Source organism: Thalassovita mediterranea (genome assembly GCF_001458435.1).
GTDB classification, from domain to species: domain Bacteria; phylum Pseudomonadota; class Alphaproteobacteria; order Rhodobacterales; family Rhodobacteraceae; genus Thalassobius; species Thalassobius mediterraneus.
Genome location: NZ_CYSF01000006.1, coordinates 326,306 through 351,692 on the forward strand (window position 1 = coordinate 326,306; position 25,387 = coordinate 351,692).

24 protein-coding genes are annotated in these 25,387 nt (G+C 58.5%); 9 read left to right on the forward strand and 15 right to left on the reverse strand.

Features of this window, described 5'->3' with window-relative positions; genetic code table 11:
• Nucleotides 1-5 precede the first annotated feature (5 nt).
• The 3 genes from TM5383_RS05500 to xseA form a co-directional block, all read right to left on the reverse strand.
• On the reverse strand, nucleotides 6-968 hold the full coding sequence (locus tag TM5383_RS05500; protein WP_058318023.1) for an ABC transporter permease: 963 nt from the start codon (nucleotides 966-968) through the stop codon (nucleotides 6-8).
• Between the two features lie 386 nt (nucleotides 969-1,354).
• Nucleotides 1,355-2,932: an ABC transporter substrate-binding protein gene (locus TM5383_RS05505; protein ID WP_058318024.1), complete on the reverse strand. Its 1,578-nt coding sequence runs from the start codon at nucleotides 2,930-2,932 to the stop codon at nucleotides 1,355-1,357.
• A gap of 128 nt (nucleotides 2,933-3,060) precedes the next feature.
• Nucleotides 3,061-4,614, reverse strand: coding sequence for an exodeoxyribonuclease VII large subunit (xseA, locus tag TM5383_RS05510; protein ID WP_058318025.1), 1,554 nt, complete (start codon nucleotides 4,612-4,614; stop codon nucleotides 3,061-3,063).
• Nucleotides 4,615-4,697: 83 nt separating this feature from the next.
• On the opposite strand from xseA, the gene purD reads away from it, so the two are divergent.
• The 3 genes from purD to TM5383_RS05520 all read left to right on the forward strand — a co-directional run bounded on the left by purD (nucleotide 4,698) and on the right by TM5383_RS05520 (nucleotide 7,191).
• Complete coding sequence (purD, locus tag TM5383_RS05515) at nucleotides 4,698-5,960, forward strand: phosphoribosylamine--glycine ligase (protein ID WP_058318026.1); 1,263 nt, start codon at nucleotides 4,698-4,700, stop codon at nucleotides 5,958-5,960.
• Between the two features lie 418 nt (nucleotides 5,961-6,378).
• Nucleotides 6,379-6,636 carry a YjhX family toxin gene (locus TM5383_RS16515; RefSeq protein ID WP_076399937.1) on the forward strand — a complete coding sequence of 86 codons (258 nt, stop codon included), beginning with the start codon at nucleotides 6,379-6,381 and terminating at the stop codon, nucleotides 6,634-6,636.
• A 15-nt stretch (nucleotides 6,637-6,651) separates the two neighbouring features.
• Nucleotides 6,652-7,191: a GNAT family N-acetyltransferase gene (locus tag TM5383_RS05520; protein ID WP_058318027.1), complete on the forward strand. Its 540-nt coding sequence runs from the start codon at nucleotides 6,652-6,654 to the stop codon at nucleotides 7,189-7,191.
• A 73-nt stretch (nucleotides 7,192-7,264) separates the two neighbouring features.
• Here TM5383_RS05520 and TM5383_RS05525 read toward each other — a convergent pair whose 3' ends face one another.
• Together TM5383_RS05525 and TM5383_RS05530 are read right to left on the reverse strand one after the other, a co-directional pair.
• Entirely contained in the window at nucleotides 7,265-7,930 is a 666-nt protein-coding gene (locus TM5383_RS05525; protein ID WP_058318397.1) for an FG-GAP repeat domain-containing protein, read from the reverse strand.
• 47 nt (nucleotides 7,931-7,977) lie between these two features.
• Nucleotides 7,978-8,301, reverse strand: a complete 324-nt coding sequence (locus TM5383_RS05530; protein ID WP_058318028.1) for a 2Fe-2S iron-sulfur cluster-binding protein — start codon at nucleotides 8,299-8,301, stop codon at nucleotides 7,978-7,980.
• A 267-nt stretch (nucleotides 8,302-8,568) separates the two neighbouring features.
• Here TM5383_RS05530 and TM5383_RS05535 point away from each other — a divergent pair, with 267 nt between their 5' ends.
• A complete protein-coding gene (locus tag TM5383_RS05535) occupies nucleotides 8,569-9,111 on the forward strand; it encodes a peptidoglycan-binding domain-containing protein (protein ID WP_058318029.1) in 543 nt (180 codons plus the stop codon).
• A gap of 92 nt (nucleotides 9,112-9,203) precedes the next feature.
• Here the strand turns inward: TM5383_RS05535 and TM5383_RS05540 are convergent, their stop codons facing one another.
• From TM5383_RS05540 to gor, 5 genes are all read right to left on the reverse strand, one after another.
• Complete coding sequence (locus tag TM5383_RS05540; RefSeq protein ID WP_058318398.1) at nucleotides 9,204-10,625, reverse strand: Do family serine endopeptidase; 1,422 nt, start codon at nucleotides 10,623-10,625, stop codon at nucleotides 9,204-9,206.
• A 231-nt stretch (nucleotides 10,626-10,856) separates the two neighbouring features.
• Nucleotides 10,857-11,051, reverse strand: a complete 195-nt coding sequence (locus TM5383_RS05545; RefSeq protein WP_058318030.1) for a DUF2065 domain-containing protein — start codon at nucleotides 11,049-11,051, stop codon at nucleotides 10,857-10,859.
• On the reverse strand, nucleotides 11,051-11,929 hold the full coding sequence (gene hflC, locus TM5383_RS05550) for a protease modulator HflC (protein ID WP_058318031.1): 879 nt from the start codon (nucleotides 11,927-11,929) through the stop codon (nucleotides 11,051-11,053). Before hflC ends, TM5383_RS05545 begins: the two co-directional genes overlap by 1 nt.
• 3 nt (nucleotides 11,930-11,932) lie before the next feature.
• Entirely contained in the window at nucleotides 11,933-13,078 is a 1,146-nt protein-coding gene (hflK, locus tag TM5383_RS05555; protein ID WP_058318032.1) for an FtsH protease activity modulator HflK, read from the reverse strand.
• 110 nt (nucleotides 13,079-13,188) lie between these two features.
• Nucleotides 13,189-14,553, reverse strand: coding sequence for a glutathione-disulfide reductase (gene gor / locus TM5383_RS05560; protein ID WP_058318033.1), 1,365 nt, complete (start codon nucleotides 14,551-14,553; stop codon nucleotides 13,189-13,191).
• A gap of 270 nt (nucleotides 14,554-14,823) precedes the next feature.
• Here gor and TM5383_RS05565 point away from each other — a divergent pair, with 270 nt between their 5' ends.
• Nucleotides 14,824-15,429, forward strand: a complete 606-nt coding sequence (locus TM5383_RS05565) for a CatB-related O-acetyltransferase (protein ID WP_058318034.1) — start codon at nucleotides 14,824-14,826, stop codon at nucleotides 15,427-15,429.
• Nucleotides 15,430-15,439: 10 nt separating this feature from the next.
• On the opposite strand, the gene rpiA is transcribed toward TM5383_RS05565, so the two are convergent.
• Entirely contained in the window at nucleotides 15,440-16,228 is a 789-nt protein-coding gene (rpiA, locus tag TM5383_RS05570; protein WP_058318035.1) for a ribose-5-phosphate isomerase RpiA, read from the reverse strand.
• Nucleotides 16,229-16,396: 168 nt separating this feature from the next.
• On the opposite strand from rpiA, the gene TM5383_RS05575 reads away from it, so the two are divergent.
• Together TM5383_RS05575 and TM5383_RS05580 are read left to right on the forward strand one after the other, a co-directional pair.
• Entirely contained in the window at nucleotides 16,397-17,098 is a 702-nt protein-coding gene (locus tag TM5383_RS05575) for a glutathione S-transferase family protein (protein WP_058318036.1), read from the forward strand.
• Between the two features lies 1 nt (nucleotide 17,099).
• The gene (locus TM5383_RS05580; RefSeq protein ID WP_058318037.1) at nucleotides 17,100-18,473 is read left to right on the forward strand and encodes an L-serine ammonia-lyase; all 1,374 of its coding nucleotides are present in this window, start codon (nucleotides 17,100-17,102) and stop codon (nucleotides 18,471-18,473) included.
• 90 nt (nucleotides 18,474-18,563) lie between these two features.
• Here the strand turns inward: TM5383_RS05580 and TM5383_RS05585 are convergent, their stop codons facing one another.
• A complete protein-coding gene (locus tag TM5383_RS05585) occupies nucleotides 18,564-19,307 on the reverse strand; it encodes a hypothetical protein (protein ID WP_156415724.1) in 744 nt (247 codons plus the stop codon).
• Nucleotides 19,308-19,514: 207 nt separating this feature from the next.
• On the opposite strand from TM5383_RS05585, the gene TM5383_RS05590 reads away from it, so the two are divergent.
• Nucleotides 19,515-20,462, forward strand: a complete 948-nt coding sequence (locus TM5383_RS05590; RefSeq protein ID WP_058318039.1) for a DMT family transporter — start codon at nucleotides 19,515-19,517, stop codon at nucleotides 20,460-20,462.
• On the opposite strand, the gene TM5383_RS05595 is transcribed toward TM5383_RS05590, so the two are convergent.
• On the reverse strand, nucleotides 20,419-21,102 hold the full coding sequence (locus TM5383_RS05595) for a thiamine diphosphokinase (protein WP_058318040.1): 684 nt from the start codon (nucleotides 21,100-21,102) through the stop codon (nucleotides 20,419-20,421). The genes TM5383_RS05590 and TM5383_RS05595 overlap by 44 nt on opposite strands.
• Before the next feature lie 179 nt (nucleotides 21,103-21,281).
• Here TM5383_RS05595 and TM5383_RS05600 point away from each other — a divergent pair, with 179 nt between their 5' ends.
• Nucleotides 21,282-23,354 carry a hypothetical protein gene (locus tag TM5383_RS05600; RefSeq protein WP_058318041.1) on the forward strand — a complete coding sequence of 691 codons (2,073 nt, stop codon included), beginning with the start codon at nucleotides 21,282-21,284 and terminating at the stop codon, nucleotides 23,352-23,354.
• A 64-nt stretch (nucleotides 23,355-23,418) separates the two neighbouring features.
• Here the strand turns inward: TM5383_RS05600 and TM5383_RS05605 are convergent, their stop codons facing one another.
• Both TM5383_RS05605 and TM5383_RS05610 read right to left on the reverse strand, forming a co-directional pair.
• Nucleotides 23,419-24,522: a GGDEF domain-containing protein gene (locus TM5383_RS05605; protein WP_058318042.1), complete on the reverse strand. Its 1,104-nt coding sequence runs from the start codon at nucleotides 24,520-24,522 to the stop codon at nucleotides 23,419-23,421.
• Nucleotides 24,519-25,199 carry a heme NO-binding domain-containing protein gene (locus TM5383_RS05610; protein ID WP_143570199.1) on the reverse strand — a complete coding sequence of 227 codons (681 nt, stop codon included), beginning with the start codon at nucleotides 25,197-25,199 and terminating at the stop codon, nucleotides 24,519-24,521. Before TM5383_RS05610 ends, TM5383_RS05605 begins: the two co-directional genes overlap by 4 nt.
• Between the last annotated feature and the right edge of the window lie 188 nt (nucleotides 25,200-25,387).

Here is a 25,387-nt window from a genome sequence, read left to right on the forward strand (position 1 = left end):
TTTCCTTACCCGCGCAGACGTGGGTCAATCGCCACATAGAGCAGATCGACAATCAGGTTGATGCCCACGAACAGGACAGAAATCATCATCAGATAGGCGGCCATCACCGGCACATCGACAAACTGCACCGCGTTGATGAACAGCAGGCCAACGCCCGGCCACTGGAACACGGTTTCCGTGATGATCGCAAAGGCGATGATCGACCCCAGCTGCAGGCCGGTCACTGTGATCACAGGAACCATCGTGTTTTTCAGCGCATGGCGGAAGTTGATCAGCCGCTCCGACAACCCGCGCGCACGGGCAAAACGGACGTAGTCCTGACGCAGGACCTCCATCATTTCAGACCGTACAAGGCGCATGATCAGTGTCATCTGGTAAAGCCCCAGCGTGATCGCGGGCAGGATCAGTGCCTTCAGCCCGCTGGCGGTCAGGAAGCCAGTGGTCCAATTGCCCACCTGCACCACCTCACCGCGGCCAAAGGACGGCAGCAGGTCCAATTCGACCGAGAAGATGTAGATCAGCAGAATACCGATCAGGAACGTCGGCAGCGACACGCCCACCAGTGATACAGTCATCACCGTGTTGGTCAGCCAGCCATCGCGGCGGATCGCAGTCAGAACCCCCATCACAATGCCAAAGAACAGCGCAAGGAAGCCCGAAACCAGCGCCAGTTCCAGCGTTGCAGGCAGGCGTTCAGCGATGATGTCGGTAACGGGACGGCCCTGACGGTAGGACACGCCCATGTTGCCATCGGCGGCGTTCATCAGGAATTTCCAGTATTGCACCGGAAACGGCTGATCCAAACCCAGTTGAGCGCGCAGACGATCGATGTCCTCCTGCGTGCGCTCCTGACCCAGCATGTTGTCGATCGGATCACCGACGAAATTGAACATCGCAAAGGCCACAAGCCCAACGACGAATAGAACGATGACGGATTGCAGAACCCGTCTGACGATATAGGAAAACACGTTGTCCCCACTTTGATGATTTAGCCACACCCACGGACGGCACGGCGCTACATTTCGATTTCTTTGGTGCCAGACTAGATCGCCGGATCAACTTGGGGTCCTGAGATCAGTCAACACTGTCTTCTGTCGTCGTGCCCGCGGCCTTGCCACATGGATACACGACCAGTCCCCCTTCCCCTGCCGGATCATTTCCCTGCACGTGGCAGCGATAACATGATCCCGGTTGGTCCCTCCCGAGGGCGACTCATGAAGAGGGTTGAAACTATAGACCACCGCGAGGTGCAAGCCCTTTGTCAGGGCGAAACGCAGCGTACGCGGCTGGAGAGTTCACAAAAAAGTGCCCTAAAGGAAACCCCGGCGCCATTTCTGGCGCCGGGGGCAGTATCTTACTTCATGGTGAAGTATTTGACCTTCGGCTGGTCTTCGGCGTCAACGTCGATGCCAACGCCATCTGCCATCGCCCAGTTCAGAACCTGGTGGTGGATCGGGATGTAGAGCTGCTGCTCTTGCACTTCGGTCCAGATCGCAGCGATATCCGCGTTACGGGCTGCCAGATCGGTGTTGGCGGCCAGCGATTTGATCTTGGCGTCGATCGCGTCGTTGTCGTAACCGGTGCCGTTCCAGGTGCCGATGTCGGATTCACGACCGTGAACCAGGAAGTTGAAGATGTATTCCGAATCGTAGGTCGGAACGCCCCAACCCAGCATGTAGAAATCGGTCTTGCTGTCGGTGATCAGCGGGAAGTGCTGCGCCTTGGGCTTGGCATCCAGGTTCACCTTCACACCGATCTGCGCCAGCATGCCGACAGAGGCCTGACAGATCGCTTCATCGTTGATGTAACGGTCGTTCGGGCAGTCCAAACGGATCGAGAAACCGTCAGCGTAGCCTGCCTCAGCCATCAGCGCCTTGGCGCCTTCAATGTCGGTTTTGGACGACGCGTCCATGTCAGCGTTCCAGCCGTTCACGAACGGCGGCGAGATCATGCCAGCAGGCACCGACTGACCACGCATCACAACCTGACGGATTGCATCGCGGTTGATCGCCATCGACATCGCCTTGCGCACGCGCACGTCGGCCAGCGGGTTTTTACCCTCGACGTTGTCGGCCTCAATGTCGTCAGCGCCTTGGTTCATACCAAAGAAGATCACGCGGTTCTGCGGTGCTTGTTTCACACCGTAACCTGCGGCGCTATCAACGCGCTGCAAATCCTGAACCGGCATATCCTGAAGGAAGTTCACCTCACCCGACAGCAGGGCGGCCACACGGGTCGGCGCGTTCTGGATCGGGGTGTAGATGATTTCGGTTACTTCCATCGGGAACTGATCGATGCCCCAATAGTTTTCGTTCTTGGCCATGACGGTTTTCACGTCCTGCTCACGGCTGACCAGCGTGTAGGGGCCGGTGCCGTTCACATTGGTGGTGGCATAGGTAATCTCACCACCTTCAAAGTCCTGAACGTTGACGGTGTTGTTCGCCTCGGCCCAGCCTTTGTCCATCATGAACAGGTTGGTCAGGTTGTTGGGCAGGATCGGGTTCGGGCCTTCGGTGACCAGCTCAACGGTGTAATCATCCACCGCGCGTACTTCTTTGATCGAACCGATCAGTTCTTTCATGTCCGAGTTCGGCTGCTTCGCACGCTCAAAGCTGAACACCACGTCTTCGGCAGTGAAGTCCGCACCGTCGTGGAATTTCACGCCCTGACGCAGTTTGAACACCCAGACGTTCGGGTCAGATTCGCTGGGCGCCCATTCGGTCGCCAGCGCCGGTTCAAATGCGCCGGTCACGTCGCGGATGATCAGCGGTTCGTACATCTGGTGACGGATGGTGTGAGTCGGGCCCTCGTTCTGGGCGTGCGGATCCAATGTCAGTGCATCGCCAGCACGCGCCCAGCGCAGCGTTTCCGCCTGCGCCGCAATGGTGCCGCACATCAACGCAGCAGACAGACCGATAATACGGGTAATCATGTCATTCTCCCTCGAATGGAATTGTGGGGAGAGATGAACATGAGTACCCGCCGTGTGCAAGTTTTAGCGGTAACTTTTTTGACCAATGGGAAAAGCAACGTCGTAAAGACGGTGCAAATGACCATATTTTAGAACAGTTTGCCTTGTTCTGGTGGTGTCGATTTACTGCTGGCTTTCGGTTTGGATTTAGGCGCGGATTTGGCCACAGGCTGGGTCGTGGTATCAGCACTGACAGGCCCAGCGCCCCCTTCACCATTCCCACCCGCACCAACCGCTAGGCGGCCATCAGCAAACTGAATCTCCAAATGCGCAGCACTTGCGGCGGCGGCAAGCGTTGTCACCACATCGCCGTCGCCGCGCACCACCGCATAACCGCGTTCCAACGTTGCCTCATAGCCCAGCGTCTGGCGCAGGCGTTCCAATCCATCAAGGCGGGTGTGCCATCCCTCCACCTGACGCTGACCAGCATCCGACAGGCGTTTGGACAGGCGGTCCAGAGTCTCACGGTTCTGGCGAACCTCGCGGCCTAGCGCGTTGGTCATGCGTGCCGCGTACGGCGCGAGTTGACGGCGATCCCCTTCGATCCGCTGGCTCAGGCTGGCAGGACGCAACGCGCCAGCCGCTTCACTCAAGCGGATCTGGTGTTGCTGCACCGTTTTCGTCAACGCCCGTGGCAGTTTATCGCCCCACGTGTCCAAACGCTGGCGTGGCCCATCCAAGAGCGCCTCTGCCCGTGGCAAGGCACGCGACAGGTCACGCAGACGCTGGCCGCGTTGGCTGATCCCTTGGCTCAGCGCCGTGGACAAACGCGCGTTTTGCTGATCAACCCATGCCATCAGATCCATCCGCACCGGCACAGCCAGCTCTGCCGCCGCCGTGGGCGTCGGCGCGCGTTGATCGGACACGTAGTCGATCAAGGTCGTGTCCGTTTCATGCCCCACCGCCGAAATCAGCGGAATGTCTGAGGCTGCGGCGGCGCGCGCCACCACCTCTTCGTTAAAACCCCACAAATCCTCAACAGATCCACCGCCACGGGCCACAATCAACAGATCAGGGCGCGGCAACGCCCCGCCCGGTGTCAGCGCATTAAACCCACGGATCGCATTCGCTACCTCTGGCGCACAGCGTTCGCCCTGCACGGCAACTGGCCAGATCAGCACCTTGCGCGGGAAACGGTCCCGCAGGCGGTGCAAAATATCACGGATCACCGCACCAGAGGGCGAGGTGACAACACCAATGATGCCCGGCAGATAGGGGATGGGTTTCTTGCGCGCGGGATCAAACAACCCCTCGGCCTGCAGCATCGCCTTGCGCTTTTCCAGCATCGCCATCAGCGCGCCCATGCCCGCAGGTTTCAGATCCTCGATCACCAGCTGATATTTCGACTGCCCGGGGAAGGTGGTCAGACGGCCCGTCGCCACCACTTCCAGACCCTCTTCTGGGCGGGTTTGCACACGGGCAGCAACGCCTTTCCACATCACGGCGGCAATGACAGAACGATCATCCTTCAGGTCCAGATAAACGTGGCCTGAGCGCGGGAAAGATACACGGCCAATCTCGCCCTTGATGCGCACATGGGAAAATTCGCCCTCGATCATCTTCTTGATCGCGCCGGACAGCTCGCTAACGCTGAATTCCGGGGCGTTTTCGCCCTCTCTGGGATCATCAAAAAGGTCTGACATGCCTGTGTGCTGCTCTGTTCACTTGTTTCCTGTTGCCACCCACCTTAGAACGCCCCCAACAGAAGGCCAAGCGGAGAGAGCCGATGAATATCCTCATCCTCGGAAGTGGCGGACGCGAACATGCCCTAGCCTGGGCAGTGATGCAGAACCCGAAATGCGACAAGCTGATCGTCGCCCCCGGCAACGCAGGCATCGCGCAGATCGCCGATTGTGCCAGCCTAGACATCCTGAGCGGTGCGGCGGTGGTGAATTTCTGCGAAGAAAACGCCATTGATTTTGTCATCGTCGGCCCAGAGGCCCCGCTGGCCGAAGGTGTTGCTGACCGTCTGCGCGACGCGGGCGTTTTGGTCTTCGGCCCCTCCGCTGCAGCGGCAAAACTGGAAGCATCGAAAAGCTTCACCAAAGAGATCTGCGATGCGGCAAACGCCCCCACCGCAGGCTACGGCCATTTCACCGATGCCGAGGCCGCCAAGGCCCACATCCGCGCAAACGGCGCGCCCATCGTGGTCAAGGCCGACGGTCTGGCTGCGGGCAAGGGCGTGATCGTTGCGATGGACGAACAGACCGCGCTGGACGCCATTGACGACATGTTCGGCGGTGAGTTTGGCGACGCGGGCGCCGAGGTGGTGATCGAAGAGTTCATGGAAGGCGAAGAGGCCTCCTACTTCATTCTGGTGGATGGCGAAGACTGCCTGGCCATCGGCACCGCGCAGGACCACAAACGCGTGGGCGAAGGGGACACTGGCCTCAACACCGGCGGCATGGGCGCCTACTCCCCTGCCCCTGTCCTGTCGGATGCCATCGCTGAAAAGGCGATGAATGAAATCATCAAACCCACGATGAAGGTCATGGCCGACCGTGGCATGCCCTATCAGGGCGTCCTCTACGCTGGTCTGATGATCAAGGACCGCCAGCCGCGTCTGGTGGAATACAACGTTCGCTTTGGCGATCCTGAATGTCAGGTGCTGATGCTGCGTCTGGGTGCCCAAGCGCTGGACCTGATGCAGGCCTGCGCCGAAGGTCGTCTGGCAGAGGCACAGGTGAACTGGGCCGATGATCACGCGATGACCGTGGTCCTGGCTGCGAAAGGCTATCCGGGTGCCTATGAAAAGGGGTCTGTGATCAACGGTCTGGATGCGCTGCCGGAAACCAGTTCGGAAATGTGCTTCCACGCGGGCACGGGATCGAAGGACGGTCAGATCATCGCCACCGGTGGCCGCGTTCTGAACGTCACCGCCCGCGGCGCATCGCTGAAAGAGGCGCAGGAAGGTGCCTATGCGATGGTTGATCAGATCGACTGGCCCGAAGGATTCTGCCGCCGCGACATCGGTTGGCGCGCACTGTAAGCCACACAAATCACGCGCCCCGGACTTGATCCGGGGCCTCCCTCTCTGCCCCATACAGATTTAGGGGCCGAGGCCCCGGATCAGGTCCGGGACGGGTATTCGGTACATTCCTCGTTTCAAACGACCATGCGCCTGCGCCACCCTCAGCGCCGCAGCTTGCGCAGCCAAGCGACCCGTCTGCAACACCCTCTCCCGAAGTTCACTAGACCTGCCCACCCTGCCTTGCCTGTGCGGGATTGTAATCCTATGTCGAACCCACGCGCGCCGTACTTTCGCCGCGTGATGGAGATTTTATGCAAGAGACCCGGGCATAAGCCCGTCCCTGATCATCACTGATCAAGGGCAACGGAACCAAATGAACGCTCACGCGACGGCTGAGCGATCATTCCCTTGCGATCTCATAAAATCGAGACACCCATTGAATATCTCAAAGCACGAACAGCGTGTTTTGCATGAACTTGCCCTTGGTGGATCCATTCACCATGAACGTGGCGAGAACGGCAAAATCTACGCTGTCACCTGTTTCACCCGCGCGGGGCATGTCCTGGCGGACTGCACCCTCGACGTATTTCTACGGCTGCGTAAACGACGGCTGATCCGGTCCCAAAACGGCCAGCCCTATCGCGCCAGCGCAAAAGGCATCAAAGCCGTGCGCGCGCAGCTTAACCAACGATAAGAAGGGTCATATCTCATGAACTTCACCACGCAATACACAGACAGGCAGCAAGAGGTCATCGACCTCTTCGCCGCCACTTTCACCGCCTCCGAAGGCGCGGCAGAGGGCACATTGATCGGCAGTATGGTGACAACCATGCTGTCCAAAACGGCTGAGGAGGACTTGTTTGCCTTCCTTGCCGTCTCTGACACCGGCGTGCAGGCCGCCGCAATGTTCACGCGGATGACCTATGCAGACGACGCGCGATCCGTTTTCATCCTGTCGCCAATGGCAGTGTCGCCAGACCAACAGGGCAAGGGCGTTGGGCAGGAACTGCTGCGCTTTGCCCTGTCGCACCTGCGGGGCAACGGCGTTGATGTGGCGCTGACCTATGGCGATATCAACTTTTACAGCCGTGTTGGATTTGCACAGATTTATGAGGACACTGCCCGCGCCCCGCTACCGCTTAGCTATCCGCATGGCTGGCTGGGGCAAAACCTGCGCGGCGGTCCATTAGAACCGCTGAAAGGCGCAGCAAGTTGCGTCAGCGCTTTGCGTGATCCATCGCTGTGGTAGGTGCCGCCTAAAAAAAGCGGCATCCGCGCAATAGCCCGGATGCCGTTAAAATCTCTGCAAAGTCGACCAGCGCTCACTCACACTGTGTGGCGCGATCCAAACTCTCTGGCCCAGTGTAAGCGCCCAGATCACGGCTCATCAGCTGATCGCCCTCCAACCGTGTCGCCACGATCCGCGACCAGCGCGCATCAGCGGTGATCAGTTCCGGCATGTCATCACAGGCGCGCAGGCCACCGGCGATGAAATCCCAACCGATTTTGTGGTTGGTCAGGCCCTTGGCGCTGGCAATCTGGGTCAGATTGCCATCCGCGTAGCGCCAGACGCGCAGGGTTTTCGCCAGATGCGGCCGGTCGATATAGGCCAGTTCCACATAACCGTCCCCATCCAGATCCGCCGCACCAATCGGGGCAAGCCATCGGTTGGTCGTGCCAATATGAGGTGTCTCTGCCAGTTTGCCATCGGCGTTGTAAATCGCCAGCGCTGCACCACGGGCGGCGTCGGATTCGATCACCACCACCTCTGGCGCGCCATTGCCAGTCACATCGACCAGACGCGGCGCCAGATCTTCGAACACATGGTCCTGTGGCAGGGTAATCGTCACGCGCTGGCGTGCATCACCCTCGGCAACCTCCAGCACCAGTTGGCCATATTCTACCGCATCGCCCAAAACACCGTGAGCATAGCGCGTTGTCGGCCCATCAAAACGGGCCGACAGGATCAGCGGGTCCGCCGCAGCCATAGTCCCCGACAGGCACGTTAGCGCCGCTAAAAGACCCGCGCGCAGCATCAGATCTGCTTCTCTGGCATTTTGACAACCAGACCGTCCATCGCATCGGTCACTTTGATCTGGCAGGTCAGACGCGAGGTGGCTGGGTTTGGCTCAAACGCGAAGTCCAGCATGTCTTCTTCCATATCGTCCTTGGCCGGGATCTTTTCGACCCATGCCGGATCCACATACACATGGCAGGTCGAGCAGGCACAGGCACCACCGCAATCCCCTTCGATGCCAGGGATGTTGTTGTCGCGCGCGCCTTCCATCACGGTCATGCCATTGGCAACCTCGACCGTGTGTTCTGTCCCGTTATGCTCGACATAAGTAATCTTGGCCATGCGGCTACCTCCGATGTGATCGTTTTGCGTTTCATGTCTCTACCCGTCCTAGCGCTGCGCAAACCCTATTTCCAGCCCCATTCACGCCGCCCAACGCTTTCGCAGCGACAGCACACAAAAATGTCAGCAACCACTGGTCAAACCAGAGCAATAGAGCGGGAAAAAATCGCGGCACTTTATCGATGCCGGGTTTATCGCTATGCTGTAACGCAAAGATACGCCCACCGCAGATAAGCCAACAAAACCGGGCGACAAGAGGCAGAGCAGATGCGCGCAGAAATCTTTCCCACAGTGCTGGGCCTGCTTGGCAGTGCCATGATGCTGACCGCCTGTGTCGACAGCCTACCTGTGCCGCATCTGGGGATAACGCCAGAGGTTGCCCAACTGGTGGATGATGCGCCCCCGGGCGCGCCCGCTGGCAGCTGCTGGGGCAAGCGGATCCAACCCGGCATCTATGAAACGGTCACCGAACAAATCATGCTGCAACCCGCCGAAGTACTGGCAGATGGCACGGTCCTAAGCCCTGCGATCTACAAGACGGAAACCCGGCAGGCCGTCGTGAAGCATCGACAGGAAATCTGGTTCGAAGTGCCCTGTTCCAGCCTGATGACACCCAGTTTCATCGCATCGGTCCAGCGTGCGCTGCAGGCGCGCGATTTCTACCGTGGGCCTATCACTGGAGAGATGGACAATCGCACCCGGGCCGCGATCCGCCGCTACCAGCAACCCGAAGGGTTAGACAGCGGCATCCTGTCCCTCGCAGCGGCGCGGCGCTTGGGGCTGGCGGCCGTGCCACGAAACGGGATCTAAACCGGCTGTTTCAAACGGCAGCTTGACCAAACATCCGCCCAAAAGAAAAGCCGCCCCGAAGGGCGGCTTTATCGTTTGTCGATTTAGCGACATCACTCTTCGCTGACAGATAGCGCGACGAAGCGGGGTTCACCACCGCGGCGCACAAGCAGCAGCAGGGATTTGCGCCCACCTTCGCGGGCCTCATCCACACGGTCTTGCAGATCGCCAACGCGCGACAGTTGCTGCTGCCCCGCCTCAGTGATCAGATCACCACGACGTAGACCTTTTTCAAAGGCCTCAGAGGCTTCATCAATCTGCATCACGACCAGACCCTCGGCGCTGTCCGACAGTTCCAGTTCTGCAGCCAGTTCCGGAGTAACCGGCGACAACATCATGCCCAAGAGCGACTGAGGCTCTACCGGTGCGTTGTCTTCTTCATTGCCAGCGGCAGGGATCGCTTCGGCGTCTTCGCGACGGCCCAGTTTGATTTTCAAAGTGACCGTTTTACCCTCGCGGAAAACGACAACGCGAACGGTTTTGCCCACTTCGGTGTTGCCGACCTGACGGACCAGCGCGCCGGTGTTTTCAACGTCAACACCGTCAAAGGTCACAATCACATCGCCCTGCAACACACCTGCGTCCTTGGCCGGACCTTCGGGCACACCAGCGACAATCGCGCCTTTGGTGTTGTCCAGACCCAGCGCTTCGGCCACGTCTTCGTCCAGATCCTGAATGCGTACTCCCAGCCAACCACGACGGGTTTCGCCAAACTCACGCAGCTGATCAACCACACGCGTCACAACATTGGATGCCATCGAAAAGCCGATGCCAATCGACCCGCCATTGGGCGACAGGATCGCGGTATTCACACCGATCACTTCGCCATCCATGTTGAACAACGGGCCACCAGAGTTGCCACGGTTGATCGCAGCATCGGTCTGAATGTAGTCGTCATAGCTACCGGACAGGGCACGGTTTCGCGCCGACACGATACCTGCCGAAACAGAAAAACCCTGCCCCAGCGGGTTACCCATGGCCAACACCCAATCGCCTACACGCGCCATGTCGCTGTCACCGAAATTAACGTATTCTAGTGGTTTGTCTGCCTCGACCTTCAAGAGCGCAATATCCGTGCTGGGATCGGTGCCAACAACCTTGGCCTCAAGTTCTTCGCCCGAGAAGAATTCGATAAAGATCTCATCGGCGCGTTCGATGACGTGGTTATTGGTGACGATATACCCGTCTTCAGAAATCACGAAGCCAGACCCCAGCGCCGAGGTACGACGCGGGCGATCGCCGGGGCTGCGATCTTGAAATTCACGGAAGAAATCTTCGAAAGGGCTGCCTTCGGGAATGTTAAAGTTCGGCCCTTGATTGCCCGCCACCACGGTTGAGGTCGTGATGTTGACAACCGAATTACTGATTTCCTCGGCCAGATCCGCAAAGCTATCGGGACGGGCCTGTGACTGAATGGCCTGCAACAGGATCATTGCCGTTGCCAAAAGCCCCAGCCAGAACGCCCGGTGCGCCATATGCACCCGCTGCGGGAGGGTGGCGGCGACGACATTTGCACGTTTGTGGTTCACGCCCATAATCTCCTCTCTAAACATCCCGACGAAGATCGCCGGGTTTCTCAAGGTTAACATTGGCCGATCTGCGCCAATGTTCAACTCACTCGGACGAAAGAATTTTCAACTGCCCGTGAACAGGCAAAGCATCGCCGATGAAAACTGCCAGCCAAAAGGTCGCGCAGGATCAGGATGTTAGGCCCCCAATCCCTTGGCCAGCCAAACCAACGTCACCCCAAGAGCCAACGCCGCCAGTCCCATATTGCGGCGTGTCGCCTCTGGCAGAGAACGCAGCATTTCCAGCAGGTCCTCAATAAACGAAGGGGCCAGCGCATAGGCCAGCCCCTCCACAATCAACACCAGCCCAAGGGCCAGGATCACATGTTCCATCACTGAGCCACTTGATCGGATTTCAGATAATCAAAAAACTCGCTGTCAGGTGTCATCACCATGGACGAATTGTTGCCCTTCAGTGCTTTTTCATAGGCCTGCAGCGACCGGTAGAATGCAAAGAACTCAGGATCTGCACCAAACGCTTCGGCAAAGATAGCGTTCCGCTCTGCGTCCGCTTCACCGCGCACAACCTGAGCTTCACGCTCAGATTCCGACAGGGTTTCCACAACGGTACGATCCGCCTGCGCACGCACACGCTGCGCTGCTTCGTTACCGCGTGCCACCTCATCGGCCGCTTCACGTTCACGTTCGGCACGCATCCGTGCGAAGGTCGCGTTCAGGTTCTGCTCTGGCAGGTTGGTCTGCTTCAGACGCACATCCACAACATCCAGACCAAGGCTACGTGCTTCGGCGCGGGCCTGATCACGAATACGCACCATCAGCTGCGCACGGTTTTCCGACAGGATGGTGTCAGATGTGACCTGATCTGCACCCAGAACTTCACGGATTTTGGAGTTCAGGATCGAGGACAGACGGTCCTCGGCCAGACGTACACCACCGGCACCAACGGCCTGACGGAACTGCACTACATCACTGATCCGGTAGCGTGCAAACGCATCAACCACCAGACGGCGGTCATCGGAGGGTGTGACCTCGATGGTGTCTGTGTCCAGCGACAGGATGCGGTCGTCGTAACGCACCACTTCCTGAATGACCGGAATCTTGAAGCTCAGACCAGGTTCTTGCTTCACGGCCTTGATCTGACCGAACTGCAGCACCAGTGCTTTTTCACGTTCATCGACCACAAAAACCGACGACAGCACGCCCACAACCGCGATCACCGCGACAGGGATAAGGAAAGTCATCTTACGCATGGATCAGTTCCCCCCCGTTTTGCGCAGCTCGTTGAGCGGCAGATAAGGCACAACGCCCTGACCGCCATCGCTACCAGTCAAAGCACTGTCGAGGATGGTTTTGTCCACGCTGCCCAGCACTTTTTCCATAGTCTCAAGGTAAAGACGTTTGCGCGTCACTTCGGGTGCTTTTTCATATTCAGCACGCACGGCGGAGAAACGGCTGGCTTCACCCAACGCGTCGTTCACAACCTGCGCACGGTATGCTTCGGCTTCTTCTAGTTTCTGTGCTGCTTCACCACGGGCTTGCGCCAGAACACGGTTGGAATAGGCATCCGCCTCGCGCTGCAGACGGTCGCGTTCCTGTTCGGCGGCCTGCACTTCACGGAAGCTGTCGATTACCTCACGTGGCGGGTCCGCTTTTTCAAGGTTCACACGCACAATCGAGATACCGGATTCATACTCATCCAAAATGGCCTGAATACGTTCCTTGGCCCCATCCGCAATCACACCACGGTCACGGTTGAGGATCGGTGCCAGGGTCGATGCCGCGATAATCTCACGCATCACCGATTCCGACGCGGCCTGAACGGTCAGACGCGCATCACGAATGTTGAACAGCAGCTTGGCAGGGTCGTTGATATTCCAGACCACCTGAAAGTCGATGTCCACGATGTTGGCGTCCGTGGTCAACATCAGGCCAGTGTCCAGCGCACCGCGCGACAGACCGATGCTTTCAGTCCGTTCCGAGGTCACGTTAATCACCTCTGCGGTGACCAGCGGCCAAGGTGCAAAATTCAGACCCGGGTTGCCAGTTGCGGAATATTCGCCAAGGAACAATTCGACCGACTGTTCTTCGGGCTTAACGGTGTAGAAGCTGGAAAACGCCCAAAGCGCCACAGCCGCCAAACCACCAAGTACAAAGGCACCTTTGGGCAGACCCTGTGGGCCACCGGCACCACCGCCGCTACCGCGTTGATTACCGCCGCCATCGCGACCGCCCATCAACACTTTCAGCTGTTCCTGGCCTTTTTTGACCAGTTCATCCAGATCGGGGACCTGAGGACCTTCGTCCTGCGGGCCACGGCCACCGTTGTTGCGGCCCCCATCGTTGCGGCCGCCACCATTGTTTCCACCGCCGCCCCAAGGGCCGCCAGAATTGCCTGACATGGGCTATGTTACCTCTCTACGTTGACACCGAATGCACGGGTTATGACACAACCTGTGCAATCGGCGGAAAATTTCAAGCTCTTTGGCTTTTTTGACGCATTTAACGCGGCTTAACCAGCCGTGCGCGTGGGCGTCTTCATTGTCACCATTTCTTCGGACATCGTCGGGTGGACTGCTACAGTACGGTCGAAGTCCTCTTTGGTAGCGCCCATTTTAACCGCGATACCGGCCAATTGGATCATTTCACCTGCACCAGGCGCGACGATGTGACAGCCAAGAACCACACGGGTGTTGGCATCCACGATCAGCTTCATCATCACCTTGGCATCGCTGCCAGCAAAGAGCGACCGCATCGGACGGAAGCTGGTTGCATAGACCTCAATCGGACCTTTGGCAGCGGCTTCTTCCTCGCCCATGCCGACGGTGCCGATTTCAGGTTGGGTGAAGATCGCGGTCGGGATCAGTTCATGATCAACCTTGGTCGGCACGCCTTTGAACACGGTATCGACAAAGGCCATGCCTTCGCGGATCGCAACTGGGGTCAGGTTCACACGGTCGGTTACGTCACCAACAGCATAGATCGAAGGCACGTCGGTCTGGCTGTAGTCATCAACCACAACCTCACCCTTGCGGCCCAGTTTCACACCGGCCTCTTCCAGCCCCATGTCATCGGTGTTGGGGGAACGGCCAGTGGCGAACATCACCTGATCAAACAGATGCTCGGCGCCATTGGTATCCACTACGCGGATGGCACCAGATGCGTCACGTTCCAGCGACACGACGTTGGTATTCAGCTGCAGGTCGATACCGCCACGGATCATTTCATCCGCGACCAGATTGCGGGTTTCATTGTCAAAGCCGCGCAGGATCTGTTCACCGCGATAGAACTGGGTGGTTTTCACGCCCAGACCGTTCATCACACCGGCAAATTCACTGGCGATGTAACCACCGCCAACGATCAGCATAGAACCGGGCAGTTGATCCAGATGGAAAATATCGTTCGAGGTGATCGCCAATTCAGCGCCCGGAACATCCAGTTTGACAGGACGGCCGCCCATTGCCAGCAGGATGTGTTTGGCGGTTTTACGCTCACCCGTGGACAGCTCAACCGTATGGGCATCCACAACCTTGGCCCGCGCATCAAAGGTTTCGACGCCCGAATTGGCCAGCAGGCGGCGATAGATGCCTTCCAGACGGTCCAGTTCCGCGTGCAGCTTGCCCTTAAAGCTATCCCAGTTGAAATCACCGGTGGGCATGTCCCAACCATAGGCGCGTGCTTCGGCGGCCATTTCGGGGAACTCGCTGGCAAAAACCATCAACTTCTTCGGCACGCAGCCGCGAATAACGCAGGTGCCGCCATACCGGTCCTCTTCTGCCAAGGCCACCTTGGCACCAGTATCGCCAGCCGCAACGCGCGCTGCGCGCACACCGCCGGAACCACCACCAATTACGAAGAGGTCAAAGTCAAAGCTCATCAGGTCATTACCCTTATGTGAATCCCAAGTTTGCAGGCCAAACTAATGGCGTTTAGGTCCGGTTGTAACCCAGCCCACACAGATATGTGATCAGCCCAAATGCCAGCACCGCATGTCTGGCAACGACATTAACAGCAAAAGATGTAGATACCACTGCACATAGACGGCCCTATCCGATAAAAAGCTATTAAACTGCAGAAACCTCTCCTGCGTTTGGCAGGTCAATTCCTGCCCACCAGACACCCATCCTTAACGACTTTTTGTAACATCATGCGCAACATCATCGACGAAAGCGCCCATATCGGGCACCGCCCCCGTTTCGAAGCGCCCGTCAACATCGCCGCACAGGTTACAATTGGGTCCGACGTTACCATTGGCCGCTACAGCTATCTGCGCGATTTGACTGCGGTCGGAAAGGGTTGCGACATCGGCCGATTCTGCTCGATTGCGCGCGGCTGTGAAATCGGTGCGTTGGAACACCCTACCGACTACCTCTCCACCCATCCGTTCCAATTCGACACCCGCCATTTTCGCCGCACCAAAGGCTACAAAGATCTGCAACGTGTCGCCTTTCCAGACCCGCCAGCAACAAGAATTGGCCACGACGTTTGGATCGGCGCAAAGGCGGTGATCATGCGTGGTGTCACAATCGGACACGGCGCGATCGTGGCCGCAGGCGCGATCGTCACCAAGGACGTCGCGCCCTACACGATCGTCGCCGGGGTGCCTGCAAAACCGCTGCGCAGGCGTTTTACGCAGGATGTTATCGACCGTCTTTTGGCTGTCGCATGGTGGGATCGGGATATGGCAGATCTGGATGGCCTGCCCTTTGATGACATCGAAACCTGCCTGAAGATCTTGGAACAAACGGCTTAGAAAACGCCGCTTAGTCCCCCAAATCAGCAAACAGGTTGTCGCTTTCAACGAATTCCAGACGATCTTCACGAATGGAATTGTCGTTCAGGTCACGTAGCTGCACCCGGCCATCACCGTAGCCAACAACAACGGTATCGCAGATATCCACAAACAGCCCGTTTTCCACCACACCAGGGATCTGGTTCAGAACCATCGCCAACTGGCGCACATTGCCAATACGGTTGAGATGCAGATCGAGGATATGGTTACCTTCGTCGGTGAAGAGAGGCGCCGCACCGTTCATTCGTAGGCTGGTCGTACGCCCCATAACATCCAGACTATCCAGCATTTCTTCGACCAAGGCCTTTGTCGTTTGCCAACCAAAAGGGATCACCTCCAGTGGCAATGGAAACGCACCTAGCGTTTCCACCTCTTTCGAGGCGTCAGTAATCACAACCATTCGGTCGCTGGCAGTGGCGACGATCTTTTCCTGCAACAGGGCAGCGCCGCCGCCCTTGATCAGATTGAATTCGTGATCAACTTCATCCGCACCATCAATGGTCAGGTCAAGCCAGCGCGCCTCATCCAGAGAAATCACATCCAGCCCCACATCTCGCGCCAATGCTGCGGTACGGGCCGAAGTGGGGACCGCGCGGATGCGTAGACCTTCTTCGCGTACGACCTCGCCCAAGCAGCGCACCATCCACGCGGCGGTTGATCCAGTACCAAGCCCCACACGCATACCATCTTCGACAAATTCAACGGCCTTCTTCGCAGCTACGAATTTGGCTTTGTCGATCGGCGACAGCTCTCCGGTCATGGGCATCCTCTCAGGGCGACAGGGTGTTCAGTTTGCGACAGTTATACCGCTGTCATTGCCCACAAGCGAGAGGCAATTGGCGTCATTTTTACCCCCTGATTGCGCCTTTCAGGTTTTTTGCGTCGCATTCAGGCTGGCGGCGCCGCGCTGGCACAATAGCCTGAGGACATGGAACCGCGCTACATCCTTCACTATGCCCCCGACAACGCATCGGCGATCCTTCGGCTTGTGCTGGAGGAAATGAGCGTCACGTATCAAACCCAGCTGGTCGACCGTTCAGCGAACGCTCAGAACAGCGCCAGCTACAAGGCGCTGAATCCCTCCGGTAAAATTCCGACGCTGATCACCCCGCATGGCCCGATGTCCGAAGTGGGCGCCTGCCTGTTGTATCTGTCAGAACAGCACGCTGCCCTCGCGCCGACCAGCGATGATGCGGACCGCCCCGCGTTCCTGAAATGGTTGTTTTTCACCGCCAATACGCTGCACCCCGACCTGACCATGCACTTTTACCTGCATCGGTATGGTGATGACGCGGCGATGGGGTCAATGCGTCAGGCTGTGATTGATCGCCTAAGGAACCACCTGACACTGTTGGACAACCACATCAACGACGCGACCCCGACCTATCTGGGCGCAGCTGCCCCCAGCGTTCTGGACTACTACGTCGGCTACATGCTGCGTTGGTGCGCCCTTTATCCGCGCACCCAGTCAGGCTGGTTCCGGCTGTCGGACTACCCGCGTCTTGCGCAACTGGCGGCAACACTCGAAACCCGACCAGCAATGGTCACCGTACAAAACGCCGAGGGCCTTGGCCCGACCCCGCTTTCCGCACCACGTCTAGCCACCCCCCTTGAAGGAGTGACGATTTAATATGTTCCTGTCTGTCTTCGATATGTTCAAAGTGGGCGTTGGCCCTTCCTCGTCTCACACGATGGGACCGATGGTAGCAGCCGCGCGCTTCCTCGACCTGATGCGGGCCGCGCCATTTGAACCGCATGGGGTTAAGGCATCGCTGCATGGCTCGCTTGCTTTCACCGGCGTTGGTCACGCGACCGACCGTGCGACCATTCTGGGCCTCGCTGGTTTCCTGCCCGACACCTATGATCACGAGGCCGCAGAAGCCGCGCTGGAAGCGATCCACAAGGATCACCAAGTCCTGCCCGAAGGCCTGCCGCCCCTACATTTTGACCCCAAAGCAGACCTGAAGTTTGATTTCGGCCCCGCGCTGGAAGGTCACGCAAACGGCATGATCCTGATGGCCACCGACGCCCAAGGTGACGCCATCCTGCAAGAAACCTATTATTCCATCGGCGGCGGTTTCGTGATGACAGAGGCCGAGCTGAAGTCGGGCAAAAACACCGACGAAGGTGCCCCCGTCCCCTACCCGTTCAAAACGGCGGACGAGATGATGGAAATGGCCCGCGATTCCGGCAAGAGCATCGCGCACATGAAAAAGGCCAACGAAATCTCACGCGGTGGCGCGCAAAACCTGAAACAGGGCGTCGAACGCCTGTGGCAGGTGATGAACGACTGTATCGAACGCGGTTTGGTGAATGAGGGCGAACTGCCCGGCGGTCTGCAGGTGAAACGCCGCGCCAAGGGCATTCATGAGGCATTGCTGGCAGAACGCGGCATGAACCTGACCGCACCGCACACGATCAATGACTGGATCAGCACCTACGCCATGGCGGTGAACGAAGAAAACGCTGCTGGTGGTCAGGTGGTGACCGCGCCCACGAATGGCGCGGCGGGCGTTCTGCCTGCAGTGATGCGCTACTGGCTGGATCACGTTCCCGGCGCATCGCAAGGCAAGATCGAAGAGTTCCTGCTGACCGCCGCCGCCATCGGTGGGTTGATCAAACACAACGCCTCCATCTCCGGCGCCGAAGCGGGCTGTCAGGCAGAGGTGGGATCGGCCGCCGCCATGGCTGCCGCCGGTCTGTGCGCCGTGATGGGCGGCACGGTTGAACAGGTGGAAAACGCTGCAGAAATTGCGCTGGAACACCATTTGGGCATGACCTGCGATCCGGTCAAAGGTCTGGTTCAGGTGCCCTGCATCGAACGCAACGGTCTGGGCGCGATCAAGGCGGTTTCAGCGGCCTCGCTGGCGCTGCGCGGCACGGGCGACCACTTCGTGCCACTGGACGCAGCGATTGAAACCATGCGCCAGACGGGCCGTGACATGCACGAACACTACAAAGAAACCTCGCTGGGTGGTCTGGCCGTCAACGTGCCGAACTGCTGATCCGATTGAGCTTGGGGCAACGCAAAAAGCGCCGCTTTTTGCCAAGGGCAATCTGACGCCAGATTGCCCGCCCACGCCCGTTCATTGGCCTTAGCTAAATAGCGTTTTTCCCGCGCGCCAACAGGCCGCGCCCCCAAGCATCATGAGGAAAGCCGCGACTAAAGTCAGCGCAAAGCCCAATCCTGTCGCAGGTGTCACCAAGAGGTAAAGCACTGTCGTCAGCGTCATGAAGGTCCCGCCCGCAATCTGCAGTGCAGAGAGCACAATACGCCATACCGTGGCGCCCTCTCGTGCCCCGCGCCCTGCCAGCCATAGCACCAATCGGCTCAGCGGGCGAAGGCACCACAGGACTAGGACACACCAAATGACAGACAGTACGAAGCCCATTGGCTCCTGCGCCAAACGCTGGGCGGTGAACGTCAATGCCTCTGTCCAGCCTGCTGCGCGCAGTGAAAACCCATAGGCCTCTCCAAGGTGGTCAGGATACATCGTCGGGGCACCCCGCACTTCGATCACCCTCGCCTCTGCTCGCTGAGGCGTGCGCGCCAACCAGTCTAGTGACAGCGAATACACCTGCCTCTTCGATGCATCAAAGACGACGCACTCCGCCCCACCCTGCTGCGTCTTGCAATGCAAACTCAAGCTATCCGCCAAAGGCGAAATGGCCAGGGCCCGCCCGTCAGCATCAACAAGCACTGCGCGCACCGGATCGGCAGCGATGATGCCATCGCCATACAGCAATTTAATCCACAGATCGCCAAGCTGCGGCACTGAAATCGCGGCTGTATCGCCATAATAGGGCGAATGCGCGAGCGCAGGGGCGGTGGGAATCAACGCCGCAATCCATAAGGCAAGAATGCATTCCAAAGCGACAGCTGCCCTACGCAGCAACCCGCGTAGACCAAGAGACACAGCCCCCTCGCGTCGTTCACACATACCAGCAAAACCTCAATAAAATCCTAATACGTCAATCTGGATAAAACCAAACGTGCCGTATTCCCCCGCCATTGCCAAGCGGCGTGATCCGTGAAAACTGGCCCAATGAGCCAGACACAGATCCTTGACCGCCCCCTCCTCGGCATCGCTTTGATGCTGGGATTTTGCATTGCCGCCCCTTTGGGCGATGCGGTTGCAAAACTGCTCTATGGCGTGCTGCCACTTGGGGTTCTGGTGCTGGCGCGATTTCTGCTGCAAGCGCTGTTTTTGGCACCCATCATGATCGTCACAAAACGCCCCTGGCGCATACGCGGGCGTATGTTGTCTATCCTTATCTGGCGCACTGTTTTGCATATCACGGGCATCGCCATGATGTTCACTGCCCTTGGCTATCTGCCGCTGGCGGATGCAGTGGCGATTGCCTTTGTCATGCCGTTTATCATGTTGCTCTTGGGCAAATATGTGCTTCACGAACAGATTGGCTCGCGTCGTTTGATCGCCTGCATCGTGGGCTTTATCGGTACGCTTTTGGTGGTGCAGCCCAGCTTTGCCGCCGTGGGATGGCCCGCGCTGCTGCCGCTAGGGGTTGCCGTGAACTTTGCCCTGTTCATGCTATCAACACGCCAACTTGCGAAGGAGACAGACCCCATCGGTCTGCAGGTCGTCTCTGGCCTGATCGCCTGCGGAATACTCATCCCTGCACTGCTGATCGGCGCATCGACGGACATCCAACCGCTACAGATCGTCTGGCCGCAGGGACACACCGCACTGTTGGTTTTGGCCAGCGGTTTGATCGGTACGGTCGCACATTTGATGATGACGTGGTCACTACGCTATGCGCCCTCTGCCACATTGGCCCCAATGCAATATCTGGAGATCCCATTTGCCACCCTAATGGGCTGGCTGATCTTTGGTGATCTGCCCGGGCCGCTCGCCAGCCTTGGCATTCTGATCACGCTTGGCGCGGGGCTCTATATCATCTGGCGCGAACAGATCACTCAGCGCCAGATCACCGCCGAGGCCAATGCGCAGACTGCTGCCCCAATGCCGTAATCACCGACCCCAGCGCCGCACGCGGTAGAATCAAAAGCATCCCCGACTGATCCATTTCCAAGCGAACAGGGCCAGAAACCTCGTTCGAGGTACCAATCATACTGTCTGGTGCGAACTGCAATCCATCGATCGGCCAGCGCAGCCCCTCAGACCGTCCGGTCACCGCTGTCATCGGAAACAACGATACGAGAGAGCCCAAGGGCAACGCCACCTCCAATAGCGGCGGCGCAACCATGATCAACTGATCCTCATTCAGCAAAATACAACGCTGGTCCGCCCGCCGCACCAACACATTCAGCGCCGCCAATTGATGATCCACGCGTGTGCCATCAAACCCGACCCCCAACACCAGCGGCGCCGCAACACTGCGCAGGGCCTTATCAAAATCGGTGCTGTCCTGTTCGCCGATATGGTGCAGCGTATGCGCGGGCAATATCGTGCGCGCCTCATCTGACAGGCTATCGAGATCACCAATCACTGCCTCGGGACGCAGACCAATCCCTAGCGCATGATCCGCGCCACCGTCTGCACACACCAACGTGGGAGCGATTCCTAGCGCCTCTTCCAGAACTGCCAGATCGACCCGTCCCGCCCCAAGTAGCGTCACTGGAAATTCAGACTGCACAATCTTGTTCAACATGTGGCAATTCCCGCCGTTTCTAAAAGGTGACCACAATTTAGCCATAAAATGATACCGTTCTTTTCTAAGAATCGTTCACCTTTCGGCGGGATATAGTTGGTAAACAAAACCCTGAGACGCGACACGTGCCCCTTTTGTGCAGGGGTATGGCAGCCAGAGGCGAGAAAGGCGAGTTTACAATGGTAACGAACAACAAAGTTTTAACGGTTTCTTACGGGACCTTCTCTTGCACCCTGGAAGGGTTCGACGATTCTTTCGACACGATGAAGTCGATTGCAGAATATTTCCGCGATCTGGCCGCAGATGACCGTTACTTTGGCGCCGAACCTCCGACGCCGGACGCCGAAATGCTGGCCCGCATCGCAGAACGCGAAATCGCCCGTCAGGTTGTGGCACGTCAGGACGATGGCACCATTCACCTGCGCGCAGCCGAAAACGCACAAGCGCAAACTCCGGCTGCCGTTGCTGCGCCGGCGCAAACTCCCGCCCAACCGGTCGCAGAACCCGCCCCTGTTGCAGCCCCAGTGGAAGCCCTGGTTCAGGAGGCCGCGCCCGAGGTAGCTCCGTCAGCAGAGGCACCCGCAGCGGAAGCCCCCGTAGCGGAACCTGAAATCATTGACGCCGACCCGCTGCCCGAGGAGGCCGCAGAGGCCGCGCCGGCCACCGACACTGACGAAGACAGTGTTGCAAACAAACTGCAACGCATCCGCGCCGTTGTCTCGCGCAATGCCGAAGCTGCGGCACCAATTGCCGAAGCTTTCGACGAGAACGTTGCCGAAGACGCGACGCCCACAGACGCCGGTGAGGATGACTATCTCGAAGACGAACATGCCGAAGAGATGGACGTTGCTGCACCCGAAGTTGACGCCATCCTTGAAACCGCAGCACCAGCCGTTGAAGATCTGCCGGAACTGGCCGCAGATGAGGACGTCGATCCTGCCGTATTGGCCGCTATCGCCGAGTTGAACGCAACTGAAGAAGATGACGCTGAGGTCGACGCCGCTGAAGACGTAGCTTTGGAAACCCGCATTGAGGTCAGCGAAGAGATTGCAGAAGAGGCCGAGGATGATTTTGACGCCATCCTTGCCGCAGTTCGTGACGCCGAACCTGAACCGGTAGCCGAGCCCGAAGCCGTCGCCGACATGATCGAAGAGGACGCCGAAGACATCGCCACCAATGTGGCAGAGGTTGCACCGGAAGAGGCCGCAAGCGAGACACCAGCCGAGGCAGCGCCTGAGCAGCCTGAAGAACTGCCGCAAGAGGCCGTTCTGGATCTGCCCGAAGATGCACCTGCGCCGGTTCGCCCTGTACGCCCTGTGCGCGTGGTCAAAATGAAGCGCGCCGACTACGAGGCTGGCATGCTGACCGACAGCACCGCGGAAGAAGCCCCTGCCCCCGCTGCAGAGCCGGTCGATCCAAGTGCGCTGAGCGCCGAGGAAGAGGCGGATCTGCTACGCGAACTGTCTGAAGTAGAGGCGGAATTTGGCGATGAGGCGGAACAACCTCTCGACGCTGGAGATGTGCGCTCGATCTTTGCGGACAAAGCCGAAGAAGCAGATGTCGAGCGCCTGATGGACAAGACCGCTTCGGAAATGGACAACCCCGAGGGCGCGCATCGCCGCAACGCGATCGCCCATCTGCGCGCCGCCGTTCAGGCCAACCGTGCCGAAACCGATGCCGGCGGCGTTCTAAACGCGCGCGAAACTGGATCGCACGCCTACCGCGCAGACCTGAACGACGTCGTCCGCCCAACCCGCGCCGATGCTGCAAAAGCGAGCGACACCGCAGCTGCCGCACCACTAAAGTTGGTTGCCGAACAACGCGTTGACACCGCGCCCGAAGTTGCCGAGGCACCTGCCGAGGCAGCACCAGCGGTGGCGCCTGTACGCCCGCGCCGTGTGCGTCGCATCCAACCCGATGTTGTTGCAGCCCCTGTTGAGCCCGCCGCAACTTCGCCTGCTGAATTCAGCAGCTTTGCGGAATTTGCCGAAACCGTCGGCGCGCAGGAACTGCCTGATCTGCTGGAGGCAGCTGCGTCGTACATGTCGCATGTCGAAGGTCTGGATCAATTCTCGCGTCCGCAGCTGATGAAGAAAGCCCGCCAGATCGACAATATGTCCTTCAGCCGCGAAGATGGCCTGCGATCCTTTGGCCAGCTTCTTCGCGACGGCAAGATCGAAAAACTGCAAGGCGGCCGCTTTACCGTTTCGGACCAAATCGGTTTCAAACCCGAGGCCCGCGCCGCTGGCTAAGCCAACCCAATGTCTAAATGCCATTTCCACCCGATCCTGTGTCGGGTGGTTTTGCGTTTCCGGATCAGAGAGTGTTGCGATCTTTGGAGTTCGATGTCGTGGGAACACGTGCCTGGAAAAACCGAAAGCACCCCCGCCCCGCATGTTTTGCCGCGTAGAGCGCCGTATCCGCATCGTGCAAGATTTGCGCAGGATTTACCTTTTGGCCCGCGATTGCACGGGCGATCCCAAGGCTGGCTGAAACCTGGCAGACGTGACCCAAATACCGCATCGGCTTGGTAATCTCGACAATCAAACGGTTGGCAATGCCTGATAGTTCGTTCCGCCGCACGGCGTTACGCAGGATCAGCACGAATTCATCGCCGCCATAACGGATAATCGTATCCTCTGATCGCAGTTCACGGCGTATGATATTAGCCACCTCCTGCAGAACGAAATCCCCCGCAGCATGGCCAAGGCTGTCATTGACCCGCTTGAAGTAGTCCAGATCCAGATGGATCAGCGAAAAGGCGGTGCCCGTCTGGCAAAAACGGGCCAAGGTTTCATCCATGACGCGCCGATTTTGCAAACCGGTGAGCATATCCGTACTGGCCAGCATTTCCGCCTCGGTCTTGGCCCCCTGCAGTCGCCGGTTCAGGCGCATACTGGCGGCGATGGCCGCCGATTTTGCCTCCGTCAGGTAGAGCATTTCAACGGCCATATCGGTTGGCGCAAAATCCGCCGCAGTCAATGTTCCCTGCCGCAAGAGATCAGGCATCGCAGGGCCACATGACAGGTTCAGCAACCACCCCGCATCGGCCGCGGCCTGATCCGGCGCTGCCAGGGCAGCTATAATACCGCGCAATGCGATATTAGGTTGCTGTACCAACCGTAGACGACATGCCTTTCCATCAGCAGTCTGTGCGATGTCGGCCAACGACCGCCCTTTTTCACGTTCAAACCGCAATAGGTGCTGAACGTGCAACTGCCTGAGGTCTGATTGACCCAGCAGTTTGGCAATGGAGGGTCCGTGATCACAGACAACCCCATCCTGATCTACAAAAAGATGAAACGGCATCAATTGGCATAGCGCCTGATGGAGATGAACCGGCAACGTTGTCGGGCGCACCTTCGGCAAGGGATCGGCGGCTATCGCAGTATCATCGCCGCTGGGGTGAACTGGGATCATCTGCTAGCCCCCCGACGCACCGAGGGCAGTTGATCTGGGCGTCGCTGTGCCAGCCCCTGGTGGCGGTATATACGACCAGGGAAAGCGGTAACGCCACCGGCACCGCCGCATGATTGCGATCGGACCAACAGATCCGTACGCGACACAGACGCAGCGCATCCTGACTGCATCACAGGAACAACCTCAACCATCGCGTGACGACCATATTGAGGCGCCATCGCCTGTACGACGCCGCGCAGGGCCAGCGCGTATTCCGGCCACTGGCCAACACATACCACCCGAATGACATCATGCGACCTCTGAACCTCTATTTGGGGTAGGTTCAATCCCGGAATCGACAGCGCCACACGATCTGGCACGTCTTCGAGTGATCGCAAAAAACCATCAAAGTCGTCCGCACCAAAGCGCAACAACCGCTGGAATGCGATCATGTGGGGGTGCCCGCCCAAATATGCGCCAATGCAGCCCAGCAAATCTTCACGGGGTTTTCCCGATATCTGCTGCATTTCAGACAGAACACGCTGCGTCAGCGCGACATCGTAGTGCAACATCGGTTCAAACCGAGGCGGAACCAAACCCAAATCGTCAGCGATCTGCCGCCACACATCCGCGCCGAAGCGGTCACGCACAAAACGCTGCAACACACGATTGATCAGTCCGTGATTTTGTTGCGCCATCCCGCCACACCCGTTTTCCTGCGCCACCGCTCCACTGGCAAAGGAAAGGAACAGGCACAGCCGCACTGCGCGTTCGTCCTCCCCATGCTGCTGGAACTGGCGTCAAACCTGCCCATTCCTAGTTGCGCGCAGATTTCATCAAACGCACAACATCACTGCTGCACCACATTCACATGGAGAAGTTAAAA